Origin of the sequence: Rubellimicrobium arenae (assembly GCF_017916275.1) — a bacterium.
Lineage (GTDB): Bacteria > Pseudomonadota > Alphaproteobacteria > Rhodobacterales > Rhodobacteraceae > Rubellimicrobium > Rubellimicrobium arenae.
The window spans coordinates 58,651-74,050 of sequence record NZ_JAFMST010000007.1; the positions used below are offsets into that span (position 1 = coordinate 58,651).

The 15,400-nt window shown below is 69.9% G+C and carries 15 protein-coding genes; 9 read left to right on the forward strand and 6 right to left on the reverse strand.

Annotated features, from left to right (window positions below; all coding sequences use genetic code 11):
- Positions 1-14 precede the first annotated feature (14 nt).
- The 3 genes from iolD (at position 15) to J3P31_RS12215 (ending at position 3,793) form a co-directional block, all read left to right on the forward strand.
- Complete coding sequence (gene iolD / locus J3P31_RS12205) at positions 15-1,865, forward strand: 3D-(3,5/4)-trihydroxycyclohexane-1,2-dione acylhydrolase (decyclizing) (protein ID WP_210528743.1); 1,851 nt, start codon at positions 15-17, stop codon at positions 1,863-1,865.
- A gap of 210 nt (positions 1,866-2,075) precedes the next feature.
- Positions 2,076-2,975, forward strand: coding sequence for a myo-inosose-2 dehydratase (gene iolE, locus J3P31_RS12210; RefSeq protein ID WP_210528744.1), 900 nt, complete (start codon positions 2,076-2,078; stop codon positions 2,973-2,975).
- Positions 2,972-3,793, forward strand: coding sequence for an SDR family oxidoreductase (locus J3P31_RS12215; RefSeq protein WP_210528745.1), 822 nt, complete (start codon positions 2,972-2,974; stop codon positions 3,791-3,793). The genes iolE and J3P31_RS12215 overlap by 4 nt, the downstream gene beginning before the upstream one ends.
- Before the next feature lie 61 nt (positions 3,794-3,854).
- On the opposite strand, the gene J3P31_RS12220 is transcribed toward J3P31_RS12215, so the two are convergent.
- On the reverse strand, positions 3,855-4,238 hold the full coding sequence (locus tag J3P31_RS12220; RefSeq protein WP_210528746.1) for a response regulator: 384 nt from the start codon (positions 4,236-4,238) through the stop codon (positions 3,855-3,857).
- A gap of 110 nt (positions 4,239-4,348) precedes the next feature.
- Positions 4,349-4,624, reverse strand: coding sequence for a hypothetical protein (locus J3P31_RS12225; protein WP_210528747.1), 276 nt, complete (start codon positions 4,622-4,624; stop codon positions 4,349-4,351).
- 145 nt (positions 4,625-4,769) lie between these two features.
- On the opposite strand from J3P31_RS12225, the gene J3P31_RS12230 reads away from it, so the two are divergent.
- The gene (locus J3P31_RS12230) at positions 4,770-5,297 is read left to right on the forward strand and encodes a sigma-70 family RNA polymerase sigma factor (RefSeq protein ID WP_368373073.1); all 528 of its coding nucleotides are present in this window, start codon (positions 4,770-4,772) and stop codon (positions 5,295-5,297) included.
- Between the two features lie 41 nt (positions 5,298-5,338).
- Here J3P31_RS12230 and J3P31_RS12235 read toward each other — a convergent pair whose 3' ends face one another.
- Complete coding sequence (locus J3P31_RS12235; RefSeq protein ID WP_210528748.1) at positions 5,339-6,109, reverse strand: Crp/Fnr family transcriptional regulator; 771 nt, start codon at positions 6,107-6,109, stop codon at positions 5,339-5,341.
- Between the two features lie 268 nt (positions 6,110-6,377).
- Between J3P31_RS12235 and J3P31_RS12240 the strand changes: the two genes are divergently transcribed.
- Positions 6,378-7,736 carry a PAS domain-containing protein gene (locus tag J3P31_RS12240; RefSeq protein WP_210528749.1) on the forward strand — a complete coding sequence of 453 codons (1,359 nt, stop codon included), beginning with the start codon at positions 6,378-6,380 and terminating at the stop codon, positions 7,734-7,736.
- 78 nt (positions 7,737-7,814) lie between these two features.
- Complete coding sequence (gene fni, locus J3P31_RS12245; protein WP_210528750.1) at positions 7,815-8,831, forward strand: type 2 isopentenyl-diphosphate Delta-isomerase; 1,017 nt, start codon at positions 7,815-7,817, stop codon at positions 8,829-8,831.
- On the opposite strand, the gene hpnE is transcribed toward fni, so the two are convergent.
- Genes hpnE through J3P31_RS12260 form a run of 3 tightly spaced genes read right to left on the reverse strand, consistent with a single transcriptional unit; the run spans position 8,828 to position 11,786 of the window.
- Positions 8,828-10,087, reverse strand: coding sequence for a hydroxysqualene dehydroxylase HpnE (hpnE, locus tag J3P31_RS12250; protein ID WP_210528751.1), 1,260 nt, complete (start codon positions 10,085-10,087; stop codon positions 8,828-8,830). The genes fni and hpnE overlap by 4 nt on opposite strands.
- On the reverse strand, positions 10,084-10,947 hold the full coding sequence (locus J3P31_RS12255; protein WP_368373074.1) for a squalene/phytoene synthase family protein: 864 nt from the start codon (positions 10,945-10,947) through the stop codon (positions 10,084-10,086). The genes hpnE and J3P31_RS12255 overlap by 4 nt, the downstream gene beginning before the upstream one ends.
- Positions 10,944-11,786 carry a squalene/phytoene synthase family protein gene (locus J3P31_RS12260; RefSeq protein WP_210528752.1) on the reverse strand — a complete coding sequence of 281 codons (843 nt, stop codon included), beginning with the start codon at positions 11,784-11,786 and terminating at the stop codon, positions 10,944-10,946. Before J3P31_RS12260 ends, J3P31_RS12255 begins: the two co-directional genes overlap by 4 nt.
- Before the next feature lie 142 nt (positions 11,787-11,928).
- Here J3P31_RS12260 and J3P31_RS12265 point away from each other — a divergent pair, with 142 nt between their 5' ends.
- From J3P31_RS12265 to J3P31_RS12275, 3 genes are read left to right on the forward strand one after another with little or no spacing between them, the layout of a single operon-like run.
- Complete coding sequence (locus tag J3P31_RS12265) at positions 11,929-12,324, forward strand: DUF2141 domain-containing protein (protein WP_210528753.1); 396 nt, start codon at positions 11,929-11,931, stop codon at positions 12,322-12,324.
- A 2-nt stretch (positions 12,325-12,326) separates the two neighbouring features.
- Positions 12,327-13,868: a phytoene desaturase family protein gene (locus tag J3P31_RS12270; protein ID WP_210528754.1), complete on the forward strand. Its 1,542-nt coding sequence runs from the start codon at positions 12,327-12,329 to the stop codon at positions 13,866-13,868.
- Positions 13,865-15,394: a phytoene desaturase family protein gene (locus J3P31_RS12275; protein ID WP_246849489.1), complete on the forward strand. Its 1,530-nt coding sequence runs from the start codon at positions 13,865-13,867 to the stop codon at positions 15,392-15,394. The genes J3P31_RS12270 and J3P31_RS12275 overlap by 4 nt, the downstream gene beginning before the upstream one ends.
- Positions 15,395-15,400: the final 6 nt, after the last annotated feature.

The following is a 15,400-nucleotide window of genomic DNA, read 5'->3' on the forward strand; positions in this document are numbered from 1 at the left end:
GGGAGGAGACGAGCATGGGACGGACGGTTCGCCTGACGATGGCGCAGGCGTTGGTGCGCTGGCTCTGCGCGCAGGAGACAGAGATCGACGGCCAGCGCGTGCCGCTCTTTGCCGGGGTGTTCGGCATCTTCGGGCACGGCAACGTGACCTGCCTTTCGGAAGCCCTGGAAGGCGTGCAGGACCGCCTGCCCACCTGGCGCGGGCAGAACGAGCAATCCATGGCCCTGGCCGCCGTCGGGTTCGCCAAGGCGCGGCTGCGCCGGCAGATCATGGTGGCCACCTCGTCCATCGGGCCCGGGGCCACGAACATGCTGACGGCCGCCGCCGCGGCGCACACCAACCGCCTGCCGGTGCTGCTCCTGTCGGGGGACACCTTCGCGAACCGGGCGCCGGACCCGGTCATGCAGCAGGTGGAGCATTTCGGGAACCCGAGCATCACCGTGAACGACGCCTTCCGGCCCGTCACGCGCTACTGGGACCGCATCTCCCTGCCCGAGCAGATCATCGGCTCGCTGCCCCAGGCGGTCGCCACCATGCTCGACCCGGCGGATTGCGGGCCGGCCTTCCTGGGCCTGTGCCAGGACACCCAGGAAAAGGCCTACGATTACCCCATCGCCTTCTTCGAGCCCCGCGTCTGGGAGATCCCCCGCCCCCGCCCGGACCGCCGCGCCGTCGCCCGCGCCGTCGAGGTCCTGCGAGGGGCCAAGGCGCCGCTCCTCATCTCCGGCGGCGGGGTGCGCTATGCCGGAGCCAGCGAGGCCGTGGCCGAGTTCGCGCGGAAGCGCGGCATCCCGGTTGTGGAGACCATCGCCGGCAAGGGCACGCTCACGCATGACCATCCTGTCCATGCGGGGCCCCTCGGCATCGTCGGCTCCACCTCGGCCAACGCGCTGGCCGCCGAGGCGGACGTCATCCTGGCCGTGGGCACGCGGCTGATGGACTTCACCACCGGATCCTGGACGGCCTTCAGCCCGGACGCGCGCATCATCGGCATCAACGCCGCCCGCTGGGATGCGCTGAAGCATTCCACGCTGCCCGTCGTCGGCGACGCGCTCGAGACCATGCAGGAGCTCGACGCGGCCCTGGGCGACTGGTCCGCGGAGCCCTCGCACATAGAGCGGGCGCAAGGCCTCTTCGCCGACTGGAACGCCCTGGTGGACCGCCACCAAGCCCCCACCAACGCCGAGCGCCCGACCTACGCGCAGGTGGTCGCCTCGGTGAACCGCTGGGCCGCGCCACGCGATACGGTGGTGACCGCCGCCGGAGGCCTGCCGGGCGAGCTGATGAAGGGCTGGAAGGTCAAGGACCCGGGCACCTTCGACCTGGAGTTCGGCTACTCCACCATGGGCTACGAGATCGCGGCGGGCTGGGGTCACGCCATGGCCAAGCAGGGCGACGGCACGCCGATCGTGATGATCGGGGACGGCACCTACATGATGATGAACTCGGACATCTACTCGACGGTGCTATCGGGGCATAAGCTGGTCATCATCGTGTGCGACAACGGCGGCTACGCGGTGATCAACCGCTTGCAGAACGCCAAGGGCATCCCCGGCTTCAACAACCTGATCCAGGACTGCCGCATCACGCGGGACCCGTTCCCCGTCGACTTTGCCGCCCATTCCAGGGCCATGGGCGCCGAGTCCCGCCATTGCGACAGCCTCGCGGACCTGGAGGCCGCGCTGGATTGGGCGCGGGGCACGGACCGGACCACGGTCCTCAGCATCGCGACGGACGCCTTCGCCTGGGTTCCGGGCGACGCCGACTGGGACGTGGGCGTACCCGAGGTCTCCGAGCGGCCCGCCGTCCAGGAGGCGCGCAAGGCGCAGGAGCTCATCCGCGAAAAGCAGCGCGTCGGCGTGTGACCCCGCGATGCGCCCCGCAGCCCCGCGCCGGGCTGCGGAGAAACCCATCAGGCGCCGGCACCGCCGCTGAGGGATTCCCAGCAGCGGAACCCTGCCGTTCCTGAGGTTCCTCTGGCGTCCGGGGGGAAGGCAGGCCAAGGAATTCGCACGGATCCGGCCATTTTCGAATCGCCGGTTCCGCCACCGTTTGCAGAGAAGGATCACCCAGGAATGAAGGCCAGGCTCGGAATCTCCCCCATCTGCTGGTGGAACGACGACCTTCCGGAACTGTCGGACGACGTGAGCCTGGAGGAGTGCCTCCGCCAGGCCTCCGAGGCCGGCTACACCGGCATGGAAACGGGGCGCCGCTTTCCGATGGACATCGACGAACTGGGCCCGATCCTTGACCGCTACGGGATGAGCGTCTGCGGCGGCTGGTTCTCGGGCACGGTCCTCGAGGGCGACCTGGAGGAGAACAAGGACCGCATCCGCGCCCAGATGGACCTGTTCATCGCCGCCAAGGCGCCCTGCATCGTCTACGGCGAGGTCGCCCGCTCGATCCAGGGGGACCGGTCCAAGCCGCTGGCCACCAAGCCCAAGCTGTCCGAGGACGAGATCAGGACCTACGCCCGCAACATGACCGCCTTCGGCGAATGGTGCGCGGAACAGGGCATGCCCTTGTCCTACCACCACCACATGGCGGCGGTGATCGAGACGGAGCCCGAGCTCGACCTGTTCATGAAGCATTCGGGGGAGGGCATTCCGCTTCTCTTCGATGCGGGGCACATGGCCTTTGCCGGCGGCGACGTGCTGCGGGTCATCGACAACCACCATGCCCGCATCACCCATGTCCACACCAAGGACGTGCGGATGGATGTCATCGACGCGCTGGACCGCAGCCGGGAGTCGTTCCTGGATGCCGTGGTGAAGGGCGCCTTCACCGTGCCGGGCGATGGCAGCCTCGACTTCGAGGCCATCGTGAAGCGCCTGGCGGATCACGGGTATGAGGGCTGGTTCGTGGTCGAGGCCGAGCAGGACCCGAAGAAGGCCCCGCCGCTTCCGATCTCGGCCAAGGGCAACCGGGAACTGCATCGCGTCCTCGGGCTGGCCGGCTACGAGGTCGTGCGGTGAACCGGCTCGACGGCAAGGTGTGCGTCGTCACCGGCGGCACCCAGGGTCTGGGCGCCGCCATCGCGCACCGTCTTGCCGAGGCGGGCGCGGCCGGCCTGGTGACCTGCGGTCGCAACGAGGCCAAGGGCGGCCGCGTGGCCGATGCGATCACCGGCAGGACCGGCGCGCCCGTCCGGTTCGTCCGCTGCGATCTGGAGTCGGTCGACGACTGCCGCGAGGTGATCGCCGCAGCCGACCGCCACTTCGGCCGCGTCGACGTGCTGGTCAACGCGGCGGGCCTGACCGACCGGGGCGACATCCTGTCCACGGACCCGGCGCTGTTCGACCGGATGTTCGCGGTCAACGTCCGCGCGCCGTTCTTCCTGATGCAGGACGCGATCCGGCTGATGATCCGCGACAGCCGCGAGGGCTCGATCGTCAACATCGGCTCGACATCGGAGCGGGCGGGGCAGCCGTTCATCGCTCCGTACTGCGCCTCGAAGGGGGCCCTGGCCACGCTGACCCGGAACACGGCCTTTGCGGTCATGCGGAACCGCATCCGGGTCAACCAGCTCGACATCGGCTGGATGTCCTCGGAGAACGAGGACCGCGTCCAGCGGGACCAGATGGGCGGGGGCGACGATTGGCTGGCCCGGGCCAGCGCGTCCCAGCCCTTTGGGCGCCTCGTCGAGCCGGAGGAAGTCGCGCGGGCCGTGGCCTTCCTTGCGTCGGACGATTCGGGCCTGATGACCGGGGCGGTCATCCAATTCGACCAGTCGGTCTGGGGCGCCTATGCCGCCTCGCCTCCCGTGCCGGACGCGCCGCTGCGGCTGGGCTGACGCGGGATCCGATCGACGATCAAGGGCGGCCGCGGGATCGCGGCCGCCCCGACCCTGACGGTCATGGCGTCCCCCGGGTCCTGGCGAGGCCGAGACTGCGCAGGAGCTGGACCGCGTCCACCGGCTTGTCGCAGCAGGGCACATCCCGGAACTGGCCCGGCAAGGCCCAGGCGTCGTAGCCGGTCACGAAGACGAACGGGACCCCGCGGCCGCGCAGGGCCTCGGCCAGGGGGAAGACCATTTCGCCCCCGAGATTGATGTCCAGCACCGCCGCATCGATCGTGATGCCATCGTTCAGCGCCGAGAAGGCCTGCTCCAGCGAGGCGACGGGACCCAGCACCCGCGCCCCTGCCTCCTCCAGGTCCCGGCGCAGATCGTCGGCGAGCATGTACTCGTCCTCGACCACAAGGACGTGCTTTCCTTCGGCGGGTCTCGGTCCGGCCATGGCCATTCCCCTCCCGGCAGTCTGCCAAGGTGCGCTTGCACCCGGCTCAACGTCCGATGCCGTCGCCCGGTTCATCTCGTGCGGCCAGGCCGTCCCGCGCTCCTGCCCCCTCATGCCGCCCCGCGGCGGGAACCGGCGGGCGCGATGGCGCGCTGACGGGCCTGCTCCAGGAGGCTGACGCAGACCCGGCGTTCGGCCAGGACCCGGTCAGGATCGTTGGCCACCCGGGCGAACTGGAGGCGAAGCCAGGCATCGTTGAGCTCCGCCTCGACCCGGCGCGCCTGCGCAGGATCGGCGATGCGCGCCGCTAGGCCTCCGAACATGCTGCGGATGCGAAGGATGCGCCTCTTGCCCAAGATGCCCATGTGGTGCCGATTGTCGTACATGGACTGCCCCATCCGTTGACGCGGCTGAGGCTAATGCGAACCAACCGCACGGCAAGGTTGCATAGGTTAACGCAGCGGATTTCCGATTGTGTCCTCTTTGGGACAACAGGACCCGTCACGGGTCCAGATCCCGAAGGAGTTGCTCGTGACGATCCACACCGAGTGCCCCATTGTTCCGCCCCAATTGTCCTCGTTCGACCGCGACGTGCTCGCGCTGCAGCCTGCGCTGTGTGCATTCGCGCGTCGACTCCTGCGTCAGGAGGCCGATGTCGAGGATCTCGTGCAGGAAACGATCCTCAAGGCGCTGGCCGCCCGCGACCGGTTCCACGACGGGACCAACCTGAAGGCCTGGCTGTTCACCATCATGCGGAACTCGTTCAACACGCGCTGGCGCAAGGCCCGGCGCGAGACGACCCCCGGCGCCGAGGCCATCGAGCAGAGCGCCACAACGCCGGCGACGCAGGCCACGGACCTGTGGGCGCGCGAGGCGATCGGGCGGCTGCTCAACGACCTGTCGCCGGCGCATCGCGAGATCCTAATCCTCATCCCCGTCCTGGGCCTGGGCTACGAGGACGCGGCCGAAGTCTGCAACTGCTCGGTCGGCACGATCAAGAGCCGGCTCAACCGGGCGCGGGCCGCCCTGGCCGGACTGGTGGACGGCGACCGGCCGTGAGCCCCGGGAAGGCCACCTTGGCGCAGAGCCGAGGCGGGCCGTCAGGCGGCGTTGTTGGCGTCGAGATGGCGCCCTTCGCGGTCCAGGTGGAGATAGTTCGCGTTGAACAGCGCCGCCGTCTTCAGATCGTCCAGGTCGCGGATGGTGAGCACGCGGTTGCGGATCTCCACCAGGCCTTCCTCCCGCACCGTCTGGAAGGTGCGGCTCACATGAACGGTGGACAGTCCGGTGATGTCGGCGATCATCGTCTGGGTCAGCGGCCATTCGCAACTGAGACCCTTGGCCCGCCCCGCCGCACGCAATCTCAGGTAGATTTCACAAAGGAGATGGGCGATCCTTTCAAAGGCGGTGCGCTGCCCCAGGTTTACCAGCCATTCACGTTGTATGGCCATGTTGACCAGTGAATCCCACCAGAGCGCCTGAAGGAGACGCGGATGGGCCAAAGTGATGTCCTCGAATGCTTCGCGGGAAATCTGGGCCACGGTCAGGGGCGTGATCGCACCGATGAAGTGATCCATCTCCCGGAGCACGAAGACGTTCAGGTCGCAGATGTCGCCCGGGATGAAGAGGCCCAGCACCTGCCTGCGGCCATCCTCGAGGTATTTGTACCGGCAGGCCCAGCCATCCACCACCAGCCGGACGAACCGGGGGTCCTCGCCTTCCCGCACCACGTCGTCCTTGGCGCGGAACTTCTGGATCCTCTCGTTCCACAGGCGCATCGCCGCGCCCCGGTCCTCGTCCGACAGGCGGGCATAATGTTCCAGCTTCTGGATGAACGGATTGGTGGGAGAGGGCAGGACGCTGTTCGGCATGTCGGACGACCCTTCACGAAAGCCTGCGGCCGCACCTTAACATATGTTGGCCCTGCCGTTTGTCCGGATGGCGCTACATGACGAAACGCATCGAACGAGGAGGACGGTTGGTCCGGGTGGTCGAGGACGGTTTCTGGAAGGGCGGGGCACGCCTCCGCGACGTGGGGCGGGTGGCCAGGTGGCCCGCGGCCCGAAGGTTCGGGACGTTCGGCGCGGATGCTGTGGCCGGCGTCCCGATTTTCGGGGCGGATCGGCTGGGGCCTTGCCCATGAACGCCTCGGCCCATCGGGACTGGATCAACGAACGCCGTCTGAAGGCCCTGCTCGAAGCCTCGGGGCAGATCCACTTCCGCATGAACGCCGACTGGTCCGAGATGCAGCGACTTTCGGGTGGAGGCCTCCTGAGCGACGCCACAGCCCCTCTGCCCGACTGGCAGGAGCGCTACATCCCGTCCGAGGACCGGGAGTTCGTGCGCGGAAAGGTGGCGCAGGCCGTCGCCGAAGGCTGTCCGCTCACCCTGGAGCATCGGATCTACCGCATCGACGGCGCGGTGACCTGGATCCGCACCCGCGCCGTTCCGCTCCGGTCTCCGGACGGCGCCATCGAGGAATGGCTCGGCGCCGCCGAGGACGTCTCGGAGGCGCGCGCCGCCCGGGAGCTCCTGGCCGAACGGGAGGAACGGCTCGCGCTCGCCCTGGCGGCGGCCGATCTGTCCACCTGGGACTGGGACATGGTCACGGGGCGGCTGAACTGGTCCGAAGGCCATTACCGCCTGCTGGGCTACGCGCCCGGCGAGATCGTCCCAAGCTACGAGGCCTGGGCCACGCGCGTGCATCCGGACGATCTCCCGGACGTCGAGACCCGGATCACCCAGGCACGGGAGACGCAGACCTCCTACGAGGCCGAATTCCGGGTCCTGGCCGAAGCGGGGCCGGTCCGCTGGTGCCGCGCGCGGGCGCGCTTCCACTACGACGAGGCTGGCCACCCCATCCGGATGATCGGGGTGATGCAGGACATCACGGCAGCCAAGCTGGCCGAGAAACAGGAGCGCGTGCTGCTGGCCGAGCTTCAGCACCGTGTCCGCAACACGCTGTCGATGGTGCGATCGATCGTACGTCGCAGCGCGGCGACGGCCACCAGCAAGGACAGCTTCGCCACCCATCTGGATGGGCGCGTCACCGCGCTGGGGCGGGTGCAGGCGGCGATCACCCGCGCATCCGGCACGGGCGTGGACCTCGAGACCCTGCTGCGCGATGAGATGCAGGGCGCCGCAGTCAGCGAGGACCGTCTGCGGCTGGCAGGCCCCCCGGTCCGACTGCCCAACCGCATGGTCGAGCTGATGGCCCTGACCGTTCACGAACTGACCACGAACGCCATCAAGTACGGCGCCCTGGCGGCCCCCGACGGGATGATCGCCGTGGAATGGACCCTCGAGGGGGCTGGTCCGCCCCGACTTTCGCTTCGCTGGAGCGAAACCGGGCGGGTCGCGCGCCGGCCGGCCTCGCGGCGGCGGGGCTTCGGAACGGAACTTCTCGAGCGGATGCTGCCCTACAGCCTCGGGGCGCAGACGCGGGTCGACCTCCGCCCCGACGGGCTGCTCTGCGAGATCGAGCTGCCGCTCGCCTGAGACACGCCGGGAACGGGTTGCGCCCGCCGGGGCTTCGCGCCACCACTGGCATCAGCCAACAGACCGGACCTCGCCCCTTTGCTCAGCGACCGAAAGAACCAGCATCTCGACATCGTGCTCGATGGACGGGGCCGCAGCGGCGCCCTGACGGGCTTCGATGAGGTGGCCTTCGCCCATGTGGCCCTGCCCGAGCTGGACATGGACCGGATCGACCTGTCCACGACCTTCCTGGGCCGACGGATCAGCGCGCCCCTGCTGGTGAGCTCGATGACAGGCGGGCCGGCGCGCGCCGCCGCGATCAACAGGAACCTCGCCGTCGCCTGCGCCGAGCTGGGGCTGTCGCTGGCCGTGGGCTCCCAGCGCGTGGCTCTGGAGGCGGGCGAAGCGGGCGGGCTCGGGGCCGAACTGCGGACGCTGGCGCCCGGCATCCCGCTGCTGGCGAACTTCGGCGCGGCGCAGCTCAACACCGGCTTCGGCGTCGACGAGGCCCGCCGGGCGGTCGAGATGATCGGGGCCGATGCGCTCATCATCCACCTGAACCCCCTGCAGGAGGCGGTTCAGCCGGAAGGGGACCGGGACTGGCGCGGTCTTCTGGGCCGCATCGAGGCGCTCGCGCGCGGGTTGCCTGTGCCTGTCGTGGCCAAGGAGGTTGGCTCCGGCATCTCGGGCCCGGTGGCGCGGCGGCTTTGGAACGCAGGGGTCCGGATCATCGACGTGGCGGGCGCGGGCGGCACGAGCTGGGCCGCCGTCGAAGCCGAACGGGCGCACAATCCCCGTCAGGCGCTCGTGGCACGGGCCTTCGCCGGATGGGGCCAGCCCACCGCCCAGGCCATCGCCGATGTCCGGGCGGCCTGTCCGGAGGCGGTGGTCATCGGATCGGGCGGGGTGCGGGACGGACTGGACGCCGCCAAGGCCATCCGGCTCGGGGCGGACCTTGTCGGGCAAGCGTCGGGTGTGCTCGAAGCGGCGACGACCTCGGCCGCAGCCGTGGTCGAGCACTTCGAGACGGTGATCGCCCAGCTTCGCGTGGCCTGCTTCTGCACGGGATCCGCGAACCTGGGCGCGCTGCGCCGGGCGGCCCTGCAAGGATCCTAGGCGGTCAGCAGCCGCGCCGCCGCGCGCCGGCCCGAGATCACCGCCCCCTCGAGGGTGGCCGGAAGGCCGGTGCGGACATGATCCCCGGCAAGGACCAGGTTACGCAGTCCGGTTGCGATGCCCGGCCGAAGCGCCGCCCCTGCGGGGGACTGATCGAATGTCGCCGCCCGTTCGCGCAGGAGGCGGCGGGCCAGCGGCACCGGGACGCCGAGACGCAGCGCCTGCCACACTTCGGACCAGAGCAGATCCAGGGCGTCGTCCCGCCCCATGGCCCAGACTGGCGAGTGTTCGGCGGCCGAGACGGTGACCGAAAGGACATCGCCGCGCCGGAAGACCCACTGCGCGTTCGACGACAGGAGACCCAGGAGCGGCGGCGCGGACTCGGCCACCTCGGGCGGCACACGGAAATGGGCGTTCAGGATCGCAGGCCCAGGAGCCGGCCGCGGCAGGCCGGGACAAAGGTCCGCCAGCACCCCTGGTGGCACGGCAAGGACGACGCCATCCGAAGGCCCGAGCGGGATGCGTGTCCCCTCCGCGAAAACCAGCGCCTGGGCACGCCCGTCCGATTGGGCGATCCCGGCCAGGGGCGCGCGGAGCCGCAGGATCACGCCCCGGTCCCGCAGCTTGTTCACGGCCGGGTCGATCAGGGCGGCTCCAAGACCGTCCGGGGCGAAGACCGGGCGGCAGGCGGCCTCGCCCCGGAAGAAGCTCCGCACCAGCGCGGCCCGGAGCAGGGCGGCCGATCCCGCCGTGGGCGGAAGGTTGAGCACGGCCGTTGTCATCGGCTCCCAGAAGGCGCGCCACATCGGCCCGCGATCGCGCACCGCCTCGGCCACGGTCTGGCCCGGGCGCGCGGCTAAAAGGCCGATCACGCCCCCGAGGGCCGCCCAAGGGGACGCGCCGGGGGGCCTTGATCCGGGGCGGACGGCTCCGAGCGGGGTGCGGGGCACCCGCACCGTCCAGGACCGTCCGTCGGCGAGGTCCACGAAGGGAAAAAGCGCCTCGGGCCAGGTCCGCAGCCGGTCGGCCGCCCCGACCCGGCGGGCGTGGTCCAGCACCGTCCCGTTGCCCGACAGGATCAGGTGGTTTCCGTTGTCGATGTGCCGGTCCAGCACGGCATCGTGATAGCTCCGGCAGCGCCCGCCGGGCTTGGGCGAGGCTTCATGGATCGTGACGCCGAGGCCCGCCTCGCTCAGGTCGAGCGCGGCGGCGAGGCCTGCGAGCCCCGCTCCGATGACGTGGACATGGCCCGTCACCGCCAGGCGAGCCCTCCGGTCGCGCAGGCGATCCCGTCGGCAGCCTTGCGCCAGCCGGGGCGGCGGACGGGAGGACGGGTCCAGTCGGTCTCCATGTCCGCGAGCATCCGTTCGTACGGCCCCATCATCATGAGGGCAGGCAGGATCCGTGCCCATGCGTGCCCGGCCCGCGCAGCCTGCGCCCGGCGGAACTGGGTCCGGGCAATCAGGCCCAGGCGTCGCCGCGCGTCCGGCAGGGCGGGATGGGACCAGGCCGCATAAGGATCCGGCGGCACGCCCGCCGCCTCCAGCACCGTGGCCGGAAGGTAGAGCCGCCCGAGGCAGGCGTCCTCCTCGACGTCGCGCAGGATGTTGGTGAGTTGCATGGCCCGGGCCAGCGACAGCGCGAAACGGCGGGACCGGTCCCCCTGCCAGGCGCCGAAAACGCGCATGGACAGCAGGCCGACCGCCCCGGCCACGCAGCGGACATAGCGCTCGAGCCGGATGGGATCCGGCGCGACCATCCCTTCGGCATCCATGCGCATGCCTTCCAGGATCAGGTCGAACTCATGCCGGGGTAGGCCGTAGCCATCGACGGCGCGGGCAAGCTCCTCGCCGACCGGGGTGCGGGGCGCGCGCAGGAAGACCCGGTCAATCTCCTCGGCCCAATCGGCCAGCGCGTCCACCTTCTCGAGGGGAAGCATCGTGCCATCGGCGATGTCGTCCACGACACGGCAGAAGGCATAGACCGCGAAGATCGCCTCGCGCCGACGGCGTGGCAAAACCCGCATCCCCGCCGCAAAGGAAGAGCCCGACTCGACGACGATGCGGCGAACCTCCTGACGGGGCGCGAAGTCGGTCAGGATGGGAAGTGCGGTCACGCCCCCTCCTTTCCGGCCTGGTGCGGCATGGGCCGGCCCGAACGGCCCGGCCGGATCATCGTCGCGATCCCCCAAAGGCCGGCCCGAACGAAATCGGCGCGCGACAGCGCCACGCGACCGGCGATCGGGTCGTCCCGGCGCAGGCGGGCGGCCAGTTGCCGCGCGAGCCACAGGATGGTCGCCGTCTCGCCGGCCAGCCGGGTCGAAGCCAGGGCCTCGGGCAGGCCGGCCGCCCCATCCAGAAGCGCGTCGCAGCGATCGAGAGCGCGGTCCACGGCCCGGCGCAACGCAGGCGTGATCGCCGGAGCCTGGAGGTCGTCCAGCGTGGCTCCGGCATCGGCCATCCAGTCGAGCGGCAGGTAATGGCGCCCCAGCCCCTGGTGATCCGCCTTCAGGTCCTGGAGGTGGTTGAGCACCTGCAGCGCCGTGCAAAGCCTGTCGCTGAGTTGCCAGACGGCCCGGTCCTCGCCATGCAGGTCGAGGAGGAAGCGCCCGACCGGGTCCGCGGAATCGGCGCAGTAGGCCAGCAGGTCATCCCAGGTGGCGCAGTCCTGCCCCATGGCGTCCCGCCGGAAGGCCGCAAGGAGTTGCCGCGCGTGGCGCGCGGGCTCGGGCCGGCCCAGCGCCGCGAGAGCCTGTCCCTCCCGGGCACCATCGGGGTGGCCGTCGAGGCCGCGCTCGAACGCATCGAGGCGGCGGAGCTTGTCCCGGGTCGTGAGGTCAGGGCTGTCGGCGATGTCGTCGGCCGCCCGCGCAAAGCGGTAGAAGGCATGAACCGTGCCGCGCAGATTCCGCCGGATCAGGAGGGAGCCGACAGGAAAGTTTTCACCGCGACTCATGCAGAGGCCCTGTCCGCACATGTTTTTTCTTGGTGACGGGCGCGCATCGCGATTTAGTTCCATCCGCATGGGAAGCGGGCAGCAGGTCCCGCGCATGACAGAATGGGGTCCGGCGGTGTTTTGGCAAACGAAAAGCGTCGGGATGATGACCGTGGTCGCGCTCCAGGCTCTTCCCGCGGCGGCCGCCGACCTCCGGATCGAGGTGACGGGCCTGCGCAACGCGAACGGCACCGTCTATGCGGCCGTCTGCAGGGAAGACGAGTTCCTTAGCCCGGCCTGCGCCTACCATGGCAGCGCCCCCGCGACAGGCGGCGTGGTGACCGTGACCGGGGTGCCCCCCGGAACCTATGCCGTCCAGGTCATCCATGACGAGAACGACAACCAGACGCTCGACCGTCCGGGCTTCCTGCCGACCGAAGGAATGGGCTTCTCGCGCGATGCGCCGATGCGATTCGGGCCGCCGCAATGGCGGGACGCGTCCTTCGCGCTCGAGGACCCCGGCGCGACCGTGCGCCTGAGCATGAGGTACTTCCAGTGAGGATGTTGCGACGGGGCCCCCAGGCGGGGCGTCGGGTCGCGGTGATCGGAGCCGGGCCGGGGGGCCTGGCCGCGGCGATGCTCGCCCGCGCGGCGGGGGCCGAGGTGACGGTGCTGGAACGCGCAGCCAAGGTCGGCGGGCGCACGGCCAGCATCGAGCAGGACGGCTACGTCTTCGACACCGGGCCGACGTTCTTCCTGTATCCCGAGATCCCGCGCGAGATCTTTGCCGCCTGCGGCTTCGACTTCGACGCCATGGTGCCGATGAAGCGGCTCGACCCGATGTACCGCCTTCGCTTCGACGACGGGCGCACCTTCGACGCGACGCCGGACGTGGACCGCCTCAAGGCCGAGGTCGCGCGGATCGATCCGGAGGATGCGAAGAACGTCGAGGCCTATCTGGCCGACAACCTCGCCAAGTTCGAGGCCTTCAAGCCGGTGCTGCAGAAGCCGTTCCTGAACCTCGGCGCCTTTGCCGACGCGGACATGCTGCGCGCCCTGCCCCACCTGCGGCCCTGGGCGACGGTGGACGCGGACCTTAGGCGCTGGTTCCGGCACCCGGACACCCGGCTCGCCTTTTCGTTCCAGTCCAAGTACCTGGGCATGTCGCCCTTCAAGTGCCCGTCGCTGTTCACGATTCTGGCCCATATCGAATACGGGCACGGCGTCTTCCATCCCTTGGGCGGTTGCAACGCCATTCCCCGGGCGATGGCGGACTGCCTGTCGCGCATGGGCGTGGAGGTCCGCCTGTCGGAGCCCGTGGAGGAGTTGCTGTTTGACGGCCGCCGCGCCACCGGGGCACGAACCTCCAGGGGCACCTACGACGCGGACGCCGTGGTGGTGAACGCCGACTTCGCCCATGCCATGAAGAGCCTCGTCCCCGACCGGCTCCGGCGGCGCTGGACGGACGCCAGGATCGACTCCAAGAGCTACTCCTGCTCGACCTTCATGCTCTACCTCGGCGTGGAGGGGACGTTCCCCGACCTCGCCCACCACACGATCTTCCTGAGCCGCGACTACGAGCGGAACATCCGCGAGATCGAGGCGGGCCAGGCGCCCTTCGAGCCGTCGATCTACGTCCAGAACGCCAGCGTCACCGACCCGTCGCTGGCCCCGCCCGGGCATTCCGCGCTCTATGTGCTGGTGCCGGTCGGCAACCTGGCGGCCGGGACGGACTGGCAGGCCATCGTCGCGCCCTACCGCGAGGCGGTGCTGGATCGGCTGAAGATCCTCACCGGCCATGACCTGCGCCCGTTGATCCGGACCGAACGCATGCTGGCGCCACCCGACTGGCGCGACATGGGCATCCACAACGGGGCGACGTTCAACCTCGCGCATAACCTGGGCCAGATGCTGCACCTTCGGCCCCGGAACCGCTTCGAGGACCTGGACGGCGTCTATCTGACAGGCGGCGGCACCCATCCGGGCAGCGGCCTGCCCACCATCTTCGAATCGGCCCGGATCGCGACCAAGCTCCTGGCCAGGGACCTGGGACTGGACGCGTCACGCGTCCCGGAAAGCGCATTGACGGAGGCGGCGGAATGAGGATCGGGGGGACGGGGATCATCGGCGGGGGGCTGGGGGGCCTCGCGGCGGCCTGCACCTTGGCGGCCAGGGGCCACAAGGTCACGCTGTTCGAGAAGAACCCCTGGCTGGGCGGCAAGGCGGCCGTGCTGGAGGAAGGCGGCTTCCGCTTTGACATGGGGCCAACGATCCTGACCATGCCGCGCGTGCTGGAACGGATCTTCTCCGAGGCCGGCCGCGACATGTCGGACTACCTCCAGCTCATCCGGCTCGACCCGCAGTGGCGCTGCTTCTACGACGACGGCACCGTCCTCGACCTGCGCGAGACGCAGGAGGACGCGCGCGCGGCGATCGGGGCGATCTCGCCTCGCGATGCCAAGGGCTTCGACGACTTCATGGCGGTGGCGCGCCGCCTGGCCGACGTGTCCGACAAGTTCTTCTTCTGGAAGTCCGTCGAAGACCTGAAAGACACGATGAACCTGAAGGCGAACATGACTCTCAGCACGCTGTCGGACGTGCTGAGCCTCCGGATGCACCGGACGGTCGCGGGCCAGATCAAGAAGAACATCGCCGACGCGCGCGTGCGGCAGATGCTGGAGCATTTCATCCAGTATGTCGGCAGCAGCCCCCTTGGCGCCCCTGCGGTTCTTTGCGGCATCGCGCAGATGCAGCTGGGCGAAGGGGTCTGGTATCCGATGGGCGGCACCCGCGCGGTGCCCCTCGCGCTGACGCGCCTGGCCGAGGAGCTGGGCGTGGACTTCCGCACCGGCGTCGACGTCGCGCGGATCGAGACGCACATCGGCCTGGCGCAAGCCATCATCACCGCGGACGGCGAACGGATCGAGTTCGACCGGATCGTGTCGAACATGGATTCGATCCGCACCTACCGGGAGCTGGTCGGCGGCCAGGCCTGGGAGGACTTTTCACGCGGGCGCAAGCGTGAGGCGGCCTGCTCGGGGGTGGTGCTCTATCTCGGCCTCGATCGCGCCTACGATCACCTCGCCCACCACAACTTCGTCTTTTCCCGCGACCCGGAGGAGGAGTTCGGCGCGATCTACGACAAGGGCGAGCCTGCCCCCGACCCCACGGCCTACATCGCCGCCCCCGCGCGGACCGAATCCGCCGTCGCCCCGGAGGGCGGCGAGGCGCTCTATGTCCTCGTCCACACGCCCTACCTGCGGGACCGGCACGACTGGTCGAAGATGCTCCCTGCCTATCGCCGCACGATCCTCGACAAGCTCGCCCGCACCGCAGGGATGGGCGACATCGAGGAACGGATCGTGGTGGAGCGGACGCTCACGCCGCAGGACATCCACGACCGCTACAAGGTGCTGAACGGGGCCATCTACGGCCTTGCCTCGCACGGGAAGGTGATGGGCGCCTTCAAGCCCGGGAACCGGTCGCGGCAGGTGCGCAACCTTTATCTCGCGGGCGGGTCGGCGCATCCGGGTCCGGGGATGCCCATGGCGCTCATGTCCGGGTGGATCGCCGCGGATTCGCTGCACAAGGACGCCGTCTCGAACGCCGACACCGTCGCCGCGCAGTGAGCGCGC